At 66.3% G+C, this 19285-nt stretch carries 11 protein-coding genes and 3 rRNA genes; 6 read left to right on the top strand and 8 right to left on the bottom strand.

Annotation, left to right across the window (positions count from 1 at the left end; all coding sequences use genetic code 11):
- Nucleotides 1-111: 111 nt before the first annotated feature.
- Nucleotides 112-1800, top strand: a complete 1689-nt coding sequence (locus tag AB5J49_RS22440) for a SpoIIE family protein phosphatase (RefSeq protein WP_369170410.1) — start codon at nt 112-114, stop codon at nt 1798-1800.
- 114 nt (nt 1801-1914) lie between these two features.
- Here the strand turns inward: AB5J49_RS22440 and AB5J49_RS22435 are convergent, their stop codons facing one another.
- The gene (locus AB5J49_RS22435) at nt 1915-3183 is read right to left on the bottom strand and encodes an MFS transporter (RefSeq protein ID WP_369175220.1); all 1269 of its coding nucleotides are present in this window, start codon (nt 3181-3183) and stop codon (nt 1915-1917) included.
- 133 nt (nt 3184-3316) lie between these two features.
- On the opposite strand from AB5J49_RS22435, the gene AB5J49_RS22430 reads away from it, so the two are divergent.
- The 4 genes from AB5J49_RS22430 (at nt 3317) to rrf (ending at nt 9684) form a co-directional block, all read left to right on the top strand.
- Nucleotides 3317-3865 (top strand): MarR family winged helix-turn-helix transcriptional regulator, encoded by a 549-nt coding sequence (locus tag AB5J49_RS22430; RefSeq protein WP_369170409.1) that lies wholly within the window; start codon nt 3317-3319, stop codon nt 3863-3865.
- A gap of 657 nt (nt 3866-4522) precedes the next feature.
- Nucleotides 4523-6048 (top strand): 16S ribosomal RNA (locus AB5J49_RS22425).
- Nucleotides 6049-6353: 305 nt separating this feature from the next.
- A 23S ribosomal RNA gene (locus AB5J49_RS22420) occupies nt 6354-9473 on the top strand.
- 94 nt (nt 9474-9567) lie between these two features.
- Nucleotides 9568-9684, top strand: a 5S ribosomal RNA gene (gene rrf, locus AB5J49_RS22415).
- Together the 16S, 23S and 5S rRNA genes form the textbook arrangement of a ribosomal RNA operon.
- A gap of 47 nt (nt 9685-9731) precedes the next feature.
- Here the strand turns inward: rrf and AB5J49_RS22410 are convergent.
- Both AB5J49_RS22410 and AB5J49_RS22405 read right to left on the bottom strand, forming a co-directional pair.
- A complete protein-coding gene (locus AB5J49_RS22410) occupies nt 9732-10409 on the bottom strand; it encodes a response regulator (protein ID WP_369170408.1) in 678 nt (225 codons plus the stop codon).
- Nucleotides 10406-11695 (bottom strand): sensor histidine kinase, encoded by a 1290-nt coding sequence (locus tag AB5J49_RS22405; RefSeq protein WP_369175219.1) that lies wholly within the window; start codon nt 11693-11695, stop codon nt 10406-10408. The genes AB5J49_RS22410 and AB5J49_RS22405 overlap by 4 nt, the downstream gene beginning before the upstream one ends.
- A 104-nt stretch (nt 11696-11799) precedes the next feature.
- Between AB5J49_RS22405 and AB5J49_RS22400 the strand changes: the two genes are divergently transcribed.
- Entirely contained in the window at nt 11800-12363 is a 564-nt protein-coding gene (locus AB5J49_RS22400; protein ID WP_369170407.1) for a GNAT family N-acetyltransferase, read from the top strand.
- A gap of 25 nt (nt 12364-12388) precedes the next feature.
- Here AB5J49_RS22400 and AB5J49_RS22395 read toward each other — a convergent pair whose 3' ends face one another.
- The 5 genes from AB5J49_RS22395 to AB5J49_RS22375 form a co-directional block, all read right to left on the bottom strand.
- A complete protein-coding gene (locus AB5J49_RS22395) occupies nt 12389-13849 on the bottom strand; it encodes a type IV secretory system conjugative DNA transfer family protein (protein ID WP_369170406.1) in 1461 nt (486 codons plus the stop codon).
- Nucleotides 13850-13972: 123 nt separating this feature from the next.
- Nucleotides 13973-15388 carry an ATP-binding protein gene (locus tag AB5J49_RS22390; RefSeq protein ID WP_369170405.1) on the bottom strand — a complete coding sequence of 472 codons (1416 nt, stop codon included), beginning with the start codon at nt 15386-15388 and terminating at the stop codon, nt 13973-13975.
- 6 nt (nt 15389-15394) lie between these two features.
- Nucleotides 15395-16951: an SCO6880 family protein gene (locus AB5J49_RS22385; RefSeq protein WP_369170404.1), complete on the bottom strand. Its 1557-nt coding sequence runs from the start codon at nt 16949-16951 to the stop codon at nt 15395-15397.
- On the bottom strand, nt 16948-18282 hold the full coding sequence (locus tag AB5J49_RS22380) for a hypothetical protein (RefSeq protein WP_369170403.1): 1335 nt from the start codon (nt 18280-18282) through the stop codon (nt 16948-16950). Before AB5J49_RS22380 ends, AB5J49_RS22385 begins: the two co-directional genes overlap by 4 nt.
- Nucleotides 18272-19105: a hypothetical protein gene (locus tag AB5J49_RS22375; protein WP_369170402.1), complete on the bottom strand. Its 834-nt coding sequence runs from the start codon at nt 19103-19105 to the stop codon at nt 18272-18274. The genes AB5J49_RS22380 and AB5J49_RS22375 overlap by 11 nt, the downstream gene beginning before the upstream one ends.
- Between the last annotated feature and the right edge of the window lie 180 nt (nt 19106-19285).

Raw genomic sequence — 19285 nt, 5'->3', positions numbered from 1 at the left:
CGACCGCGAGGCTCTTCCCACAGTGCTGCAACCCCGGGGTGCTGGTGCCACCCATCAGACCCCAGGCCGGGTCCGGAGCTGGCCGCAGACGACGACACGAGGCAAGGATTCGTGAACTTCACGCGCTGGAGCGCCCGGCTCCCCGGAACGCAGCGCCGCGCCGCAGCGCGGACCGAACCCGCGGCGGCGGTCACCCAGGACCGCCGGGGAGAGAGCCCGGGCGCCGTCCCCGCGGCCCGCGCCGAACAACTCACCGACGAGGCCATGCCGATCCCCGCAGTGGACGAACTGCCGGTCCGTGAGGTCCTGGACCGCGTCCCGGCCCTGGTCGCCCTGGTCCACGGCTCCGACCACCGCCTGGCCTACGTCAACGACGCCTACGTGACGGCCTTCGGCCCGCGCCCCCCGGGTGAACCGGCCCGCGAGGCCCTCCCCGAGCTGGCCGAACTGGGCCTGCTCCCCCTCCTCGACCAGGTCCTGCGCAGCGGCAAGCCCCGCACCCTCAAGTCCCGCAAGGCCCCCGACGGCCGCTCCTACACCTTCACCTGCACCCCCGTGACGGAGGGCGACGGCGGCGTCCTCGTCTTCGCCACGGACGTCACCGACCACGCGGAAGCCGCCGAACGCCTGCGCGCCAGCGAGCGCCGCCAACGCGAAACGGCCGTCACCCTCCAACGCTCCCTCCTCCCCCAGGAGCTCGAAGAGCCGGACGACCTGCGCGTCGCCGCCACCTACCACCCGGGCGGCACGGAGGCCGCGGTCGGCGGCGACTGGTACGACGTGATCACCCTCGGCGGCGGCCGTACGGCCCTGGTGATCGGCGACGTCATGGGCAGAGGCGTACGAGCAGCAGCGGTCATGGGCCAGCTCCGTACGGCAGTGAGGGCATACGCCCGCCTCGACCTCCCCCCGCACGAGGTCCTCCAGCTGCTCGACGGCCTGGCCACGGAGATCGACGCCAACCAGATCGCCACCTGCGTCTACGCCGTCCACGACCCGAACGAGGGCCGCTTGGTGTACGCCTCCGCCGGGCACCTCCCGATCCTGGTCCGCGACGAGAGCGGCGCGGTCCAACGCGCCGACGAACCGACCGGCCCGCCCCTCGGCACGGGCGGCTGGATGCACACCTCCGGCTCGATCGCCCTGGGCCCCGGCTCCACGGCTGTCCTCTACACCGACGGCCTGGTGGAACGCAGGGACGAGGACCTGGACGAGGGAATCGCCTCCCTGGAACGAGCCCTGGCCGGCGCGACCGGCACCCCCCAGGTCGTCTGCGACCGCCTGGTTCGCTCAGCAGGCGTGACGGCGGACCACGACGACGACGTAGCAGTCCTCGTCCTCCAGCACCCGGCCCGCACGGGCCCCGACAGCGACCTCTTCCGCAACGCGGCCCTGGAACTCCTCGGCGGTATCGAAGCGGCCCCCCGCGCGCGTGCCTTCGCCTCCGGCGTCCTCACGAGCTGGCGCTTCCCCACCGACCTCCACGACCTGGGCGTCCTGGCGGCCAGCGAACTCGTCGCCAACTCGCTCCAGCACGGCACCCCACCCATGCGCCTGCGCCTGCGCCGCACCGACCGTCGCCTGATCATCGAGGTCACCGACGGCGACGACCACCTCCCCCGCCGCCGCCGCGCCGAAGCGGGCGACGAATCAGGCAGAGGCATCGCCATCGTCGCCACCGTCGCCTCCGCCTGGGGCGCACGGAGAACGCCGGGAGGCGGGAAGGCAGTCTGGTGCGAGTTCGCCCTACCGAAGCCCCCCACCGAAACTCCAAGACATTCCAGCCCGTCCGGCGTTTGAGGACGAGGCCCGTTCAGGGCCGATGGGGGTCCAGGGGGCAGAGCCCCCTGGTGGGGTCGAAGGGGCGGAGCCCCTTCAGGATGGGACGGGTAGGGGCGGCGGCGGCGAGAAAACTCAGGCGTGGGCGCGGGCCTGCCCCGCAGCAGACCCAGCCCCCTGCGCCACCACCCGACTCTTCACCAACCACGGCTGATCCTGAACGGCGCTGAGCTGACGCCCCAGCCGCACCGCGAGATACGTGATCCCCAGCGAGAACACCAGAAACGTCACGACATACGGCCCATGCAGCGACGCCCCCATAGGCCCACCCACCGCCGGCCCAACCGCCAGCGCAAGCTGCTTCACCAGGGCAAACGCAGAGTTGTACTGCCCAGCCATCCCCTCAGGCGCCAAGTCCGCCACCAGCGGAGCAACCGTAGGAGACAACATCGCCTCACCCAGCCCGAACAGCGCATACGTCGAGATGAAGGCAGCCGTAGCCATCTCCTGACTCCCGTGCCCCATCCCCGCATACCCCGCCGCGACCCAAGCCACCGCCCAGATCAGCCCCACAGCCGCGATCACCCGCGACCGCCTCCGCCGCTCGACGAACTTCAACACGGCGAACTGAGCCACCACGATCATCGCGGTGTTCGCCGCCAAAGCGGTCCCCAGCGCCGACGTGGAAACCCCGGCCGCCTCGACCCCGTACGCACTCAGCCCCGACTCGAACTGCCCGTAGCAGGCGAAGAACAGAACAAACCCCAGCACACACAGCTGCACCATCGCCCGGTTCTGGAGCAACTGCTTCCAGCTCCCCTTCGCCGACCCAGCCCCCGGCGCCCCGTCGATCCGCGGCGCCCGCGGCATCCGCACCGTCGACATCACCACGACGAGCAGCAGGAACATCGCCGCCTCGATAGCGAACAGCAGAGTGAAGGACGAGACACTCGACGCGTCGACGAGGTGCCCACCGATCAGCCCGCCGACCCCCAGCCCCAGGTTCTGCAGAAAGAACTGCGTCGCGAACGCGCGTGACCGCGTCTCCGCACCGGAGCAGTCCACGATCATCGTCGCGAGCGCCGGCTGCATCACGGCCTGCCCCGACCCGAGCGCGGCCGCCGACAGCAGCACGGCCGCCGCACTCCCCGCGAGCCCCAGGCTCAGCGATCCGAGCGCGGCGGTGACCAGAGCGGCGATCAGCACAGGCAGCGGGCCACGCCGGACGATCGCCCGCCCGGCGAACGGCAGCACGACCAGCGCGGCCACGGCGAAGACGGCGAGGACGAGCCCCGCCGTCATCGAACCCAGCCCCCGCACCTGCGCCACGTAGACGTACAGGTAGGGGACGGTGAAACCGAGCCCGAACGCGCTGAGTGCGTTGCCCACGTGGATCCGGCGCATCGCTGCGCCCATTGCCCTGGTCACGTTCACCTCTCTCGTATGTAGACCTGAAGACTTCAAAGCTAAACTTCGAAGCTAAACAGTACACAGCGAAGGACTTCAACGCCAAGCAAGCCCATGCGATACTCGGCCCATGGGCGACACCCACGGCGTCAGTGAGCCGACACTCGAAGAGCAGATCGCCGCCTACCAGCGCGAGTTCCAGGGCCTCGACCCCCAGGTCGAGAAGATCGTCTCGGCACTGTCCCGCCTGAACCGCCGCATGAACGTCGCCTACGGCCGCCAGACCGCCGCCCTCGGCATCAGCAACGCCGATTGGGAGGTCCTCAAGGCCCTCGTCCTCTCCGGCGCCCCCTACCGGATGGGCCCCAGCGACCTCGCCAAGCGCCTCGGCCTCACCCCGGCCGCCATGACCCACCGAATCGACCGCATGGTCACCGAGGGTCTGGTCACCAGGGAGCGCGACGAGTCCAACCGCGTCCGCGTGATCGTGGAGCTGACCGGGGAGGGTCGCGAGAAGTGGCTCGAGGCGATGCGCCTGGCCTCTGTCTTCGAGGAGGACCTCCTCCAGGACCTCGCCGCGGATGAACGCACCGCCCTCGGCGAAGTCCTCACCCGCCTGCTCCGCAGAGTGGAAGACGCCCAGCCGGACGCCGGCGGACGCCTCAGGGACCTGGACTGACGCGCGGCCGTCGGCCACGGTAAAAGATCTTGACAGGGGACGCTTGACAGCCCCCTGCCCGATCCGTAGAGTTCTTCGGGTTGCCACGGAGCCGTAACGGTTCTGCGGCAGCACCTTCCGCCGCGAGAGCGGCAAACCAAACCACTAGTACGACCTCCCAACGGGGTTGAATTCGGCGTGCCCGAATTCAATTCGATTTGGGTTCGGCAGCTCGATTAGGAACTGCCGAGAGGATCCGCTAAGGTTTGAGACGTCGGAACGGCCCAACAGCCGCGAAGACAAGCCCGCTGACTGGGAGTCAGGCCCGAAAGGATCTGATAGAGTCGGAACCGCCGGAAAGGGAAACGCGAGAGCGGGAACCTGGAAAGCACCGAGGAAATCGGATCGGAAAAGGATCTGATAGAGTCGGAAACGCAAGACCGAAGGGAAGCGCCCGGAGGAAAGCCCGAGAGGGTGAGTACAAAGGAAGCGTCCGTTCCTTGAGAACTCAACAGTGTGCCAAAAATCAACGCCAGATATGTTGATACCCCGTCTCCGGCCGTCATGGTCGGGACGAGGTTCCTTTGAAAAAACACAGCGAGGACGCTGTGAACGGCCGGGCTTATTCCGCCTGGCTGTTCCGCTCTCGTGATGTGTGGTCCCGATTACGGGAAAACATTCACGGAGAGTTTGATCCTGGCTCAGGACGAACGCTGGCGGCGTGCTTAACACATGCAAGTCGAACGATGAACCACTTCGGTGGGGATTAGTGGCGAACGGGTGAGTAACACGTGGGCAATCTGCCCTTCACTCTGGGACAAGCCCTGGAAACGGGGTCTAATACCGGATATCACTTCCACTCGCATGGGTGGGGGTCGAAAGCTCCGGCGGTGAAGGATGAGCCCGCGGCCTATCAGCTTGTTGGTGAGGTAATGGCTCACCAAGGCGACGACGGGTAGCCGGCCTGAGAGGGCGACCGGCCACACTGGGACTGAGACACGGCCCAGACTCCTACGGGAGGCAGCAGTGGGGAATATTGCACAATGGGCGAAAGCCTGATGCAGCGACGCCGCGTGAGGGATGACGGCCTTCGGGTTGTAAACCTCTTTCAGCAGGGAAGAAGCGAAAGTGACGGTACCTGCAGAAGAAGCGCCGGCTAACTACGTGCCAGCAGCCGCGGTAATACGTAGGGCGCAAGCGTTGTCCGGAATTATTGGGCGTAAAGAGCTCGTAGGCGGCTTGTCACGTCGGGTGTGAAAGCCCGGGGCTTAACCCCGGGTCTGCATTCGATACGGGCTAGCTAGAGTGTGGTAGGGGAGATCGGAATTCCTGGTGTAGCGGTGAAATGCGCAGATATCAGGAGGAACACCGGTGGCGAAGGCGGATCTCTGGGCCATTACTGACGCTGAGGAGCGAAAGCGTGGGGAGCGAACAGGATTAGATACCCTGGTAGTCCACGCCGTAAACGGTGGGAACTAGGTGTTGGCGACATTCCACGTCGTCGGTGCCGCAGCTAACGCATTAAGTTCCCCGCCTGGGGAGTACGGCCGCAAGGCTAAAACTCAAAGGAATTGACGGGGGCCCGCACAAGCAGCGGAGCATGTGGCTTAATTCGACGCAACGCGAAGAACCTTACCAAGGCTTGACATACACCGGAAACGGCCAGAGATGGTCGCCCCCTTGTGGTCGGTGTACAGGTGGTGCATGGCTGTCGTCAGCTCGTGTCGTGAGATGTTGGGTTAAGTCCCGCAACGAGCGCAACCCTTGTCCTGTGTTGCCAGCATGCCCTTCGGGGTGATGGGGACTCACAGGAGACCGCCGGGGTCAACTCGGAGGAAGGTGGGGACGACGTCAAGTCATCATGCCCCTTATGTCTTGGGCTGCACACGTGCTACAATGGCAGGTACAATGAGCTGCGATACCGTGAGGTGGAGCGAATCTCAAAAAGCCTGTCTCAGTTCGGATTGGGGTCTGCAACTCGACCCCATGAAGTCGGAGTTGCTAGTAATCGCAGATCAGCATTGCTGCGGTGAATACGTTCCCGGGCCTTGTACACACCGCCCGTCACGTCACGAAAGTCGGTAACACCCGAAGCCGGTGGCCCAACCCCTTGTGGGAGGGAGCTGTCGAAGGTGGGACTGGCGATTGGGACGAAGTCGTAACAAGGTAGCCGTACCGGAAGGTGCGGCTGGATCACCTCCTTTCTAAGGAGCACTTCTAAGCCGGGCTTGCCTGGTTCAGAGGCCAGTACATCAGCGAATGTCTGATGCTGGTTGCTCATGGGTGGAACGTTGATTATTCGGCACTTTCAGTCATCTCGGGCTGCCAGTACTGCTCTTCGGAGTGTGGAACGCTGATCATGAGTGGCGAGGGTGTCGGGCACGCTGTTGGGTGTCTGAGGGAATGAATTCCCTCGTGATGCCGGCCCCAGTGAACTCGAACCGGTTGGTTCGGGGTGATGGGTGGCTGGTCGTTGTTTGAGAACTGCACAGTGGACGCGAGCATCTGTGGCCAAGTTTTTAAGGGCGCACGGTGGATGCCTTGGCACCAGGAACCGATGAAGGACGTGGGAGGCCACGATAGTCCCCGGGGAGTCGTCAACCAGGCTTTGATCCGGGGGTTTCCGAATGGGGAAACCCGGCAGTCGTCATGGGCTGTCACCCATACCTGAACACATAGGGTATGTGGAGGGAACGCGGGGAAGTGAAACATCTCAGTACCCGCAGGAAGAGAAAACAACCGTGATTCCGGGAGTAGTGGCGAGCGAAACCGGATGAGGCTAAACCGTATACGTGTGAGACCCGGCAGGGGTTGCGTATGCGGGGTTGTGGGATCTCTCTTCTGTTGTCTGCCGGCAACAGGACGAGTCAGAAACCGTTGATGTAGGCGAAGGACATGCGAAAGGTCCGGCGTAGAGGGTAAGACCCCCGTAGTCGAAACGTCAGCGGCTCGTTTGAGAGACACCCAAGTAGCACGGGGCCCGAGAAATCCCGTGTGAATCTGGCGGGACCACCCGCTAAGCCTAAATATTCCCTGGTGACCGATAGCGGATAGTACCGTGAGGGAATGGTGAAAAGTACCGCGGGAGCGGAGTGAAATAGTACCTGAAACCGTGTGCCTACAAGCCGTGGGAGCGTCGGAATGTGCTTGCACATTCTCGTGACTGCGTGCCTTTTGAAGAATGAGCCTGCGAGTTTGCGGTGTGTTGCGAGGTTAACCCGTGTGGGGAAGCCGTAGCGAAAGCGAGTCCGAATAGGGCGATTCAGTAGCGCGCTCAAGACCCGAAGCGGAGTGATCTAGCCATGGGCAGGTTGAAGCGGAGGTAAGACTTCGTGGAGGACCGAACCCACCAGGGTTGAAAACCTGGGGGATGACCTGTGGTTAGGGGTGAAAGGCCAATCAAACTCCGTGATAGCTGGTTCTCCCCGAAATGCATTTAGGTGCAGCGTCGTGTGTTTCTTGCCGGAGGTAGAGCACTGGATAGGCGATGGGCCCTACCGGGTTACTGACCTTAGCCAAACTCCGAATGCCGGTAAGTGAGAGCGCGGCAGTGAGACTGTGGGGGATAAGCTCCATGGTCGAGAGGGAAACAGCCCAGAGCATCGACTAAGGCCCCTAAGCGTACGCTAAGTGGGAAAGGATGTGGAGTCGCAGAGACAACCAGGAGGTTGGCTTAGAAGCAGCCACCCTTGAAAGAGTGCGTAATAGCTCACTGGTCTAGTGATTCCGCGCCGACAATGTAGCGGGGCTCAAGCGTACCGCCGAAGTCGTGTCATTGCGATATGTACCCCCAACGGGGATCGTGATGGGTAGGGGAGCGTCGTGTGCCGGGTGAAGCAGCACCGGAAGGTAGTTGTGGACGGTTCACGAGTGAGAATGCAGGCATGAGTAGCGATTCACACGTGAGAAACGTGTGCGCCGATTGACTAAGGGTTCCTGGGTCAAGCTGATCTGCCCAGGGTAAGTCGGGACCTAAGGCGAGGCCGACAGGCGTAGTCGATGGATAACCGGTTGATATTCCGGTACCCGCTGTGAAGCGTCAAACATTGAATCGGGCGATGCTAAGTCCGTGAAGCCGCCCTGGAGCCTTCGGGCAAAGGGGAGTGGTGGAGCCGACGGACCAGACCTGTAGTAGGTGAGTGATGGGGTGACGCAGGAAGGTAGTCCATCCCGGGCGGTGGTTGTCCCGGGGTAAGGGTGTAGCCCGAGTGGTAGGTAAATCCGCCATTCATACAGGGTGAGACCTGATGCCGAGCCGATTGTGGTGAAGTGGATGATCCTATGCTGTCGAGAAAAGCCTCTAGCGAGTTTCATGGCGGCCCGTACCCTAAACCGACTCAGGTGGTCAGGTAGAGAATACCGAGGCGTTCGGGTGAACTATGGTTAAGGAACTCGGCAAAATGCCCCCGTAACTTCGGGAGAAGGGGGGCCACGCTTGGTGAGAGGACTTGCTCCTCGAGCTGGGGGTGGCCGCAGAGACCAGCGAGAAGCGACTGTTTACTAAAAACACAGGTCCGTGCGAAGCCGTAAGGCGATGTATACGGACTGACGCCTGCCCGGTGCTGGAACGTTAAGGGGACCGGTTAGTCAGGATTCGTCCTGGCGAAGCTGAGAACTTAAGCGCCAGTAAACGGCGGTGGTAACTATAACCATCCTAAGGTAGCGAAATTCCTTGTCGGGTAAGTTCCGACCTGCACGAATGGCGTAACGACTTCTCGACTGTCTCAACCATAGGCCCGGTGAAATTGCACTACGAGTAAAGATGCTCGTTTCGCGCAGCAGGACGGAAAGACCCCGGGACCTTTACTACAGTTTGATATTGGTGTTCGGTTCGGCTTGTGTAGGATAGGTGGGAGACTTTGAAGCGGGCACGCCAGTGTTCGTGGAGTCGCCGTTGAAATACCACTCTGGTCGTGCTGGATGTCTAACCTGGGTCCGTGATCCGGATCAGGGACAGTGTCTGATGGGTAGTTTAACTGGGGCGGTTGCCTCCTAAAGAGTAACGGAGGCGCCCAAAGGTTCCCTCAGCCTGGTTGGCAATCAGGTGTTGAGTGTAAGTGCACAAGGGAGCTTGACTGTGAGACCGACGGGTCGAGCAGGGACGAAAGTCGGGACTAGTGATCCGGCGGTGGCTTGTGGAAGCGCCGTCGCTCAACGGATAAAAGGTACCCCGGGGATAACAGGCTGATCTTCCCCAAGAGTCCATATCGACGGGATGGTTTGGCACCTCGATGTCGGCTCGTCGCATCCTGGGGCTGGAGTCGGTCCCAAGGGTTGGGCTGTTCGCCCATTAAAGCGGTACGCGAGCTGGGTTTAGAACGTCGTGAGACAGTTCGGTCCCTATCCGCTGCGCGCGCAGGAATATTGAGAAGGGCTGTCCCTAGTACGAGAGGACCGGGACGGACGAACCTCTGGTGTGCCAGTTGTTCTGCCAAGGGCATGGCTGGTTGGCTACGTTCGGGAGGGATAACCGCTGAAAGCATCTAAGCGGGAAGCCTGCTTCGAGATGAGTATTCCCACCCACTTGATGGGGTAAGGCTCCCAGTAGACGACTGGGTTGATAGGCCGGATCTGGAAGCACGGTAACGTGTGGAGGTGACCGGTACTAATAGGCCGAGGGCTTGTCCTCAGTTGCTCGCGTCCACTGTGTTGGTTCTGAAACCACGAACAGCCCCATGCCAGGCCACGGTATGGTGCGGCATGGTTCGACAGTTTCATAGTGTTTCGGTGGTTATAGCGTGAGGGAAACGCCCGGTTACATTCCGAACCCGGAAGCTAAGCCTTACAGCGCCGATGGTACTGCAGGGGGGACCCTGTGGGAGAGTAGGACGCCGCCGAACAAATTTTAGAAAAGGCCCACACCTTATGGTGTGGGCCTTTTCGCATTTCAGGACGGCTTCACCAGTCCCGTGTCGTAGGCCAGGATCACTGCCTGAATGCGATCCCGTGACCCCGTCTTCGCGAGGATACGGCCCACGTGGGTTTTGACCGTCGATTCGGCCAGGTGAAGGCGTGCGGCTATCTCCGTGTTCGTCCAGCCTTTGCCGATCACCGTGAGGATCTCGCGTTCGCGGTCGGTGAGGGCGGTCAGGCGGGCATCCAGGACCGTTGGTTCAGGACCGTCGCCCGGGCTTGGCTTCGGTAGGTGGTGGGCGTATGCATCGAGGAGGCGGCGGGTCAGGCTGGGGGCGACCACCGCGTCGCCCGTGGCCACTGCGCGGATGCCGGAGAGGAGCTCCTCCGGCTGGGCATCCTTGACGAGGAAGCCGGAGGCGCCTGCGCGGAGGCCGGCGTAGGCGTACTCGTCGAGGTCGAAGGTCGTGAGGATCAGGACCCGGGTGCGGTCGCCGGCGGTGGTGATGCGGCGAGTGGCCTCGATGCCGTCCAGGCCGGGCATGCGGACGTCCATCAGGACCACTTCGGGGTTGAGTTCCGCGGTCATGTGGATCGCCTCGCTGCCGTTGGCCGCTTCACCCAGCACTGTCATGTCGTCCTGGCTCTCCAGGAGCATCCGGAAGCCGAAGCGCTGGAGGGGCTGGTCGTCGGCGATGAGGACGGTGATCACTGCTGGGTTTCCTCCGGGAGGTGCAGGTGGACGCGCCAGCCCTGCTCGGGGTGGGGGCGTGGGCCGGCCTCAAGTGTGCCGCCGTACAGGGCCGTTCGCTCGCGCATTCCGGGCAGGCCGCGGCCGCCCGTGGGCTGAGTGGTGCCGGTGCCGGGGGCGCCGCTGCCGGTGTCGGTCACTGTCGCGGTGACGGCGCCTTTGTCCTCGTACGAGAGCTCTATGGCCGCCGTGGTGCCGGGGCCGGTGTGTTTGAGGGTGTTGGTGAGGGCCTCCTGGATGACGCGGTACACCGTGAGCTGGCGGCCGGGGGGGAGGCTCGGGGTGCCGTGGATGGTGGTGGTGACGGGGAGGCCCGCGGCGCGTACGCCGTTGATGAGCTGGTCGAGGTCGGTGAGGGTGGGTTGGGGGGTCAGTTCGGGGTGGGAGGCGTGGGGGTGGTTCTCCTCGCGTAGGACGTCCAGCAGGCGGCGTAGTTCGCCGAGGGCCTGGCGGCTGGTGGTGCCTATGGCTTGTAGGGCCTGGGCGGCGCGTTCCGGGGACTTGGCGGCCGCGTACTGGCCGCCGTCTGCCAGGCCGGTGATGACGGAGAGGTTGTGGCCGATGATGTCGTGCATCTCGCGGGCGATGCGGGCGCGTTCGGCCGCGGCGGCGAGTTGGGCCTGCTGGTCGCGTTCGATCTCCAGGCGGCGGGCGCGGTCCTCGAGGGCCTCGGTGTGCTCGCGGCGGGTGCGGACCGTGATGCCGATGGCTGTCGCCACGGCTATGGACATCAGCACGGGCACGATGTCGCGGTCCGGGCTTCCCTGCGGGTGGCGGGCGGCCATCACGGCGGCGGGCGTGGTGATCAGGGCCGCCGCCCACCACAGGTTGCGCGAGGGGCGGCGCAGGGCGATGTGGAAGACGACGAGCAGCTGGAGCAGGAACGCCTGGAGGGCGGCGCCGGTCCAGGCGTTGACGAGGGCGAAGGGGGCGATGGCGAGGAGTGCGGCGCTGGGGTGGGTGCGGCGCCGGAGGAGGGGGACGGAGAGGCCGAGGCTCAGGGTGAGGATCAGCCAGCCGGGGTTGTCGCGGTCGCGGGCCACGTTGAGCCAGCCGCCGCCGTAGTAGTCGATCAGAGCCGCCGTCACCCAGAAGCCGGTGAGGTGCAGGTCCCAGACGAGTGGGTGGCGGTGGTCGAAGGCGCGCACGCGGCGGCTGATGCGCTGGACGTGCTGAGTGAGGGGTTCCGCCGTCGCTTGCTCTTGCGTCACTCGGTCCGCCTGGCGCGCCTCGTCCACGTTGTCCACGTCGTTCACGTGGTCCATCGTGCTGGTTGCGCCGTCGGTCGGAACAGCACCGTGGGTGGTATTCCGGGTGAGCGATGTCGTACCGGGGTACTACGGTGGCCGTCATGAGCACCACGAACCCCGGGGCCTACGTCATCCGGTCCATACGCGCCGACGAGTGGCCCGCCGCGAAGGAGTTGCGGCTTGCCGCGCTGCGGGACCCGGTCGCGCCGATCGCCTATCTGACGACCTATGAGGAGGCCGTGGCGCAGCCCGACTCCTTCTGGCGGGAGCGGGCCGCGGGGGCCTGCGAGGGGGCCGAGAAAGCGCAGACGATTATCGCCGAAGGGCCGGACGGGGGGTGGGTCGGGACACTGACCGTGCTGGTCGAGGAGCCGGGGACGACCGACTGGGCGGGGCTTCCGGTCGAGCGGAAGCAGGGGCATGTCGTCGCCGTGTTCGTGCGGCCCGAGGAGCGCGGGATCGGGCTCACCGAGGTGCTGTTCGACGCCGCTCTGCAGTGGTCGTGGGCGCGTGGTGCGGAGCGGGTGCGGCTGATCGTGCACGAGGAGAACGGGCGGGCGCAGCGGTTCTACCGGAAGGTGGGGTTCGAGCCGAGCGGGGTGGCCGTGCCGCTCGGTGAGGGTTCGGAAGACGCCGAGTTGGAGTTCGTCATCGAGCGGCCATGAGGGGCTGCGCCGACAACTGGTCCGGCTAGGCGGGGAGTTCGTCGTGGGGCCAGCGGGAGCGGGCCTGTTCGCGGGACCGGAGCAGGGCCAGGGTCGGCATGCCCCGGTCCGCTCCGGTGGCCAGCAGCTCCGGCAGCTGGGGAAGCGGAGCCACGGCGGCGACGTCGTCCAGGACGAGCGTCAGTGGTGGGTCGAGGCGACCGGAGGATGACCGTTCGGCCATGCGCCGGCCGCGCTCGACCACGCTTGCGGCGAGGGCCGTCAGGAGTGGCATGGCGCCCGGATTGGCTCGGGGGTCCTCGATGGATTCACCCACCACATAAAGCGTGCCCCCTTCATGGACGAAGGAATCCAAGGTGAGGGCATCAGTTCGGTTGGGAGTGCACGACTCTCGGATGTTGACCGTGGAGAGGGCGGAGAGGGCGCGGGTCGTCAACTCCTGGGCCATGTCCCGGCGTTCGGGGTGGGCCGTGAGGGCGGCCTCGAGTTCGCCGGCCGCGCCTGGGGCCGCCTTCGGATTCGTACGGAGGGTTCGTACGGCGTCCTGGACCTGGGTGCCCTGGGACCAGCGGTGGACGTGGCGGATGGTGCGGCCGTCGATGGCCGCGGCGTGGAGGTAGCTGCGCAGGAGGGTTTCGGCGGTGTCGCTGACCGCTTGGTCCAGGCGGGAGGTGGGGCGGACCGGGGTCAGGAGTGCGGTGGCTCTCGCGGCCGCGGTTTGTTTGTCCTCGCAGCCCGTTGTGGGGGACCAGTGGGTGCGGGCCGGGGTGTCGCAGAGGTGGGTGGGGTCGTAGAGGAGGACCGGACCGAGTTTTGCGCGGGCGTCCTTCGTGTCCTGCCAGAGGGCTGGGTTCGAGGTGACTACGAGGGCGGGGCCTTCCGCGTCGCGTACGGCCGAGGTTGCGGTTGTTCGGCGGTCTTCTCTTGTGGCTACGAAAAGCCGTTCCCAACCGCCCACCCGTTCGCTGATCTGAGAGGCCTGGGGGCCGGCACCGGGCACCGCCAATTCGCTGAGTGCCCTGGGCGCGGTGACCGTCGTCGGCTGGTCGGCATCGGAATGCCCGGCCGGCTGCCCCGTCGGCTGTGGCTGCCCCGTCGGCTGCGGCAGCGGCTCCGGCGCCGTTCTGGGCGGAGGCACCACGAGCGGTGCGGGCACCTCGTGCGGTATCGGTGCTGATGCTTCCGCGACCTCCGCCTTCCCGCCACGCCGGCCCGCCCTGACCGCCCGCCACCGGGCCACCGTCCCCAGCACGAACACGGTCAGCACGATCAGGATCATCAGCTGGCCGATGAACAGCCCCCAGAACAGGCCGTACCCGGACAGCTCCGCCTTCGGGGTCTGCGGCCATGCGCCCGGGATGTCGTGAGGCTGGGCGATCAGGGAGCGCATGGCCAGGGGCGTGCGGGTGAAGGTGACATCGGAGGGCCAGGTGCCGTGGGCGAACAGGGCCGCCAGGCCCGTCGCCGTCCAGACCAGCAGCGTCATGCCGAGGAGGAAGGCGAGTATGCCGATGAGCAGGCCGTCGGGGATTCCCCCCTGGCCGTTCCGCTGTTCCCGGCGGTCGTCCGGTCTATCTGGTCTGTCCGGTCTCACGCTGACCCCCTGGCCCTACGCCACCGTCGATTCGGAGTCGCCGAGGTGCTGCTCGACGAAGGCCGCCGCCCGTTCCTCCGCCTCCAGCTCGGCGGCGCGCAGGGCATCGTCGATCAGCTCGCGGTCGGCGGACGACTCGGTCATCGCGCGGTCGGTGAAGACCAGGGGGCGTTCCGTTTCCGTGATCAGGTGTTTGACCACCTGGACGTTGCCGTTGACGTCCCACACCGCGATGCCGGGGGTGAGGCTGGGGATGATCTCCACCGCCCAGCGTGGCAGGCCCAGCACGCGGCCCGTCGCCCTCGCCTCGTCCGCCTTCTGGGCGTAGATCGTCCTGGTCGACGCCATCTTCAGGATCGCGGCGGCCTCCTTCGCCGCCGCGCCGTCCACGACGTCGGACAGGTGGTGGACGACGGCGACGAAGGACAGGCCCAGGCGTCGGCCGAACTTCAGCAGGCGCTGGAAGAGCTGGGCCACGAAGGGGCTGTTGATGATGTGCCAGGCCTCCTCGACCAGGAAGATGCGCTTCTTCCGGTCGGGGCGGATCCAGGTGTGCTCCAGCCAAACGCCGACGATCGCCATCAGGATCGGCATGGCGATGGAGTTGCGGTCGATGTGGGACAAATCGAACACAATGAGCGGCGCGTCCAGGTCGATGCCGACCGTCGTGGGGCCGTCGAACATGCCGCGCAGGTCACCGTCGACCAGGCGGTCCAGCACCAGCGCCACGTCCAGGCCCCACGCCCGTACGTCGTCTATGGCGACGTTCATGGCCTCGGCCGACTCCGGCTCGGGGTGCCGTAGCTGCTCGACGATGTCGGTCAGGACCGGCTGGCGTTCGAGGATGGTCTCGTTGACGTAGGCGTGCGCGACCTTCAGGGCGAAGCCCGAGCGCTCGTCGAGGCCGTGGCCCATCGCGACCTCGATGATCGTCCGGAGCAGGGCCAGCTGGCCCGTCGTCGTGATCGCGGGGTCGAGCGGGTTGAGGCGGATCCCCATGTCCAGGGCCGCTGTCGGGTCCAGGCGGATGGGAGTTATTCCCAGCTCCTGCGCGATGAGGTTCCACTCGCCGACGCCGTCCTCGCCCTGGGCGTCGAGGACGACGACCTGGCGGTCGCGGAAGCGCAGCTGCCGTAGGACGTACGTCTTCTCCAGGGCCGACTTGCCGTTGCCGGACTCGCCGAGGACCAGCCAGTGCGGGGCGGGGAGCTGCTGGCCGTACAGCTGGAAGGGGTCGTAGATGTAGCCCTTGCCGGAGTACACCTCGCGGCCGATGATCACCCCCGAGTCACCGAGACCTGGCGCGGCGGTCGGGAGGTAGACCGCCTGGGCCTGGCCCGTCGACGTGCGCACCGGCAGCCGGGTCGTCTCGACCTTCCCGAAGAGGAAGGACGTGAAGGCGTCGGTGAGGACGGACAGCGGGTCCCGCATCAGGTCCTACCTCCGAATGCCGGTGGCGAAGGGGAGCGTGTTGACGAATGCCCGGTGATGCTCGCGGTCGCACCACTCCAGCTTCAGATACGACTTTCCGGCTGACGCCCGGATGGTCCGCTTGTCGCGGGCCAGGGCCTCGGGGGAGCGGGAGGAGACGGTGATGTAGCCGACCAGGTTGACGCCGGCTGCACCGCTCGCGAGGTCTTCTCCTCGCTGGTCGAGACGGTTGTGGGCGGCGATGTCGCGCGGGTCGACGGTCCGGTTCATCTTGGCGGCGCGGCTGGCCTCCGCCTCGTCGTTGGTCTTCTCGGTCAGCATGCGTTCGATGGCCACCTCGGTGGGTTCGAGGTCCATCGTCACGGCGACCGTTCGGATGACGTCCGGGGTGTGGACCAGGAGCGGCGCGAGGAAGTTGACGCCGACCGGGGTCATCGGCCACTCCTTCACCCAGGCGGTGGCGTGGCACCAGGGGGCGCGGGTGGACGACTCCCGGGTCTTGGCCTGCAGGAACGTGGGCTCCATGGCGTCCAGCTCGGCCGGCCAGGCGTTGCGCTTCGTCATCGCCTGGATGTGGTCGATCGGGTGGTCCGGGTCGTACATGGAGTGGATGAGGGAGGCCAGACGTCCCTGGCCGAGCGGCTGGCGGACGCGGATGTCCGCCTCCTGCAGGCGCGAGCAGATGTCGGTCAGCTCGCGGGCCATGACCACCGCGAGCCCGGAGTCCCGGTCGACCTTGCCGCCGTGCGGGCGGGCCGCGCGGGCCATCGCCTGGGCCTCGGCGGCCAGTTCGCGCGTGAAGTGCATGCAGGCGACGAGGTAGGCGCGGTGCTGCTCGCTGCTCGTGGACACCATCGACTGGAGTTGGTCGTACGACTGCTGCAGCCAGCCCAGGGCCCGGTCGTCGCCGCGTACGGCGACGTCCTTGGCGTGGGCGTCGGGGTCGGCGGGCAGGGTGCGGGCGAGCATCTGCAGCCGCGTCACGAAGCCGTCGCCGTTCGCCACGTGCTTGAGGAGGGTGCCGAAGCGGTCGACGAGGGCTTCCTGGTCCTCGGAGTCGCGCAGGCCCACGCCGGGGCCCTCGATCTCGATCGCGGCCGTGACCGTGCGCCGGTCGGCGTGCAGGAGTACGGCGATCTCGTCGGGCCCGAAGGGCGCGGCCAGCCAGGTGATGCGGCCGATGCCGGGGGGCGGGCCGACCTCGACCTCCCGCCCGTCGAGGTGGGTGCCGGCCTCGACGACGCCGGAGCGGTAGGTGGTGCCCTGGCGGAGGGTGCGCTTGTAGCTGCGGTTGATCTCGAACCACTTGTAGATGGTCCGGTGCTTGTACGGCACGTAGACCGCGGCCAGCGCGATCAGCGGGAAGCCCATCAGCAGCACGATGCGCAGGGACAGGACGGGGACGAGGAGTCCGCACATCATGCCGAGGAACGCGCCCCCGATGATCAGCGCGATCTCGCCGGTCTCGCGGTTGCGGCCGACGATCGCGTTCGGCCGGGCGCGGCCGATCAGATATGTACGGCGGGGCGTGACCGCGTGGGACACGTGGGACTCGGTCGTCAACGCCCGTCACCTCCTGAACGGTTGCTGCTGCTGTTACGGGTGTTGCTGGCGTGGGGGGTGTTCACCGGGCTGCTCGAACGGGGTGCGGGTGCGGCGGAGGGGACAGATCCGCCGCCTGAGTTCGAGGAGCGCGAGCTGTGCGCGGCGACGCCGCCGGAGGCGGGGTTGGAGGGGCGGGCGGACCCGCCCTGGCTTCCGCCGCCGTTGTTGTCCGCGCGGGAGCTGTGTGTCTTGATGCCCTGGGCGACGAGGGTCGCCGGGGAGCTGATGACCGCGGCGGCCTTGCCCTCGGCGCCGCTCATGATGCGGTTGTTGCGGGAGCCGGCGATCTCGTCGCCGAAGCCCGGGACGAAGCGGTAGATCATCGCGCTGGCGAAGATGGCGAGCAGGATGATGGCCAGGCCGGAGACGACGGCCGAGAACGCGTTCGGGCCGTCGTCGGAGGACAGTGCGCCGGCCAGGCCGAGCACTATGACGATGACCGGCTTGACCAGGATGACGGCGATCATGATGCCCGCCCAGCGGCGGACGTGGCCCCAGAGGTTCTTGTCGACCAGGCCCGCGTAGACGACGGTGCCGAGGAGGGCGCCGACGTAGAGCAGGGCGGCGCGGATGACGAGCTCCAGCCAGAGGATGCCGGCGGCGAGGATGGAGACGAGGGACACCACGATCAGCATGATCGGGCCGCCGCCGATGTCCTCGCCCTTCTCCAGGGCGCTGGAGAAGGTGCCGAAGAACGTGTCCGTCTGGTCGCCCGTCGTCTTCGCGAGGACCTCTGTGACGCCGTCCGTGGCCGATACGACCGTGTAGAGGATCAGCGGCGTGAACGCGGATGCCAGCACCGTCAGCCAGAGGAAGCCGATCGCTTCGCTGATGGCGGTGGTGAGGGGGACGCCTCGTACGGCTCGCTTGGCCACGGCCAGGAGCCAGAGGAGGAGCGTGAGGATCGTCGACGCCGCGAAGACGACCGCGTACTGCTGGAGGAACTTGCTGTTGGTGAAGTCGACGTTCGCGGTCTCCTTCACGGCCTCGCTGAGCTGCTTGACGGTCCAGCCGGCTGCGTCCGCGCAGCCCTTGGCGAGGGAGGAGAGGGGGTCGAGGGTGGCGGTGGGGTCGTCGAGGGTGGATCCGCCGGTGCGGGCGCCTGAGCCGTTGTCTTTTTCGCAGTAGTCCTTGGCGGGGCCGCGGATGAGATCGCAGGGGTTGTTGCTCGCCGCAGGCGTGGGAGTAGGAGTGGGTGCGGCGACAGCGCGGGTGGCCAGCAGTACGGCCGTGGCCTGTACGGCGGCGAAGGCCGCGGTTACCTTGAGGAAGCGGTGGTTAGCGCGCATACGTGAACCCTCCGTACTCCTCGACGGCCTTCGTCATGTCGTCAGCGGTGGAGGCCCTCTGGTCCCGACCGACCGGCACGGGTCCGTCCTTCTGCTGGAAGTCGGTGACCTTCCAGTCGTTGTTGACCCACTGCAGTTGGTAGGTCGTGGTGTACCAGCTCTCGGACACGGGGTTGGTCGAGCCCTCGCCGGACAGGCCGAAGAGGGACGTGTACCAGACCTCGACGGTGGCGGCACTCCTGCTGAACGAGGTGGTCTTGGTGCCAACCGGGATGACCCGGGAGATGAAGGACTGGCCCGCTGGCGCGGCACCGTCCTTGTCGAGGCCGATGTTCGCCAGGAACGCCTCACTGGAGTACGCACTGTCCAGTGCCGCCTGCCGGCTGGCGGCGGCATCGGGGGCGTAGACCGTGTTGACGATCTCGTGCCGTAGGGCCGTGTTGAACATGTCGGCCGACCCCAGGGCTACGGAGTAGTTGGCCGCCGCGCTCTGCACCCCCTGCTCATCCTGCGCGAACCCCGCCGGGATCCCCCCGGCCTTCGCCTCCACCGGTCGGGACCCGCTCGCCGCCGTAGCCGCAGATTTCGGCTGGTTTTCGCCCCCGCCCGCGGAACCGGAGTTGTCGCCTCCACGGTTCGCGAAGGCGATCGCCGCGATGAGGAGGACGACCACGCCGACCACGGTGACCAGGCTCCGGGACGACGAGCGGCCGCCTCGCCGCGCGCCGCCGTACACGTCACCGCTGGTCTCGGGCAGCCGGGTCCGGGTCTGACCGGTGCCTGCGTAACCGCCGGAGGTCTCCCGTTCGTCTCCGAGAGTCATGCCGCGTACGCCCCCTCGACGTCGGACGAAAACACGTAGGAGTACGACGGTAGCCGTGCTGGTGCCCGTGTGGGCGCGGTGTGTTGACTCGACATCAGGGAAACGCAACCTCAGCCGGTGGGCACGACGGGTGGGTGGGGGACTGGAGGGACCGGGCGTGCCCGGAGCGGACGGAGGGGA

It is taken from the genome of Streptomyces sp. R28 (genome assembly GCF_041052385.1).
Lineage (GTDB): Bacteria > Actinomycetota > Actinomycetes > Streptomycetales > Streptomycetaceae > Streptomyces.
The sequence above is the reverse complement of the archived record's forward strand: the minus strand, read 5'-3'. Positions and strand labels throughout refer to the sequence as shown.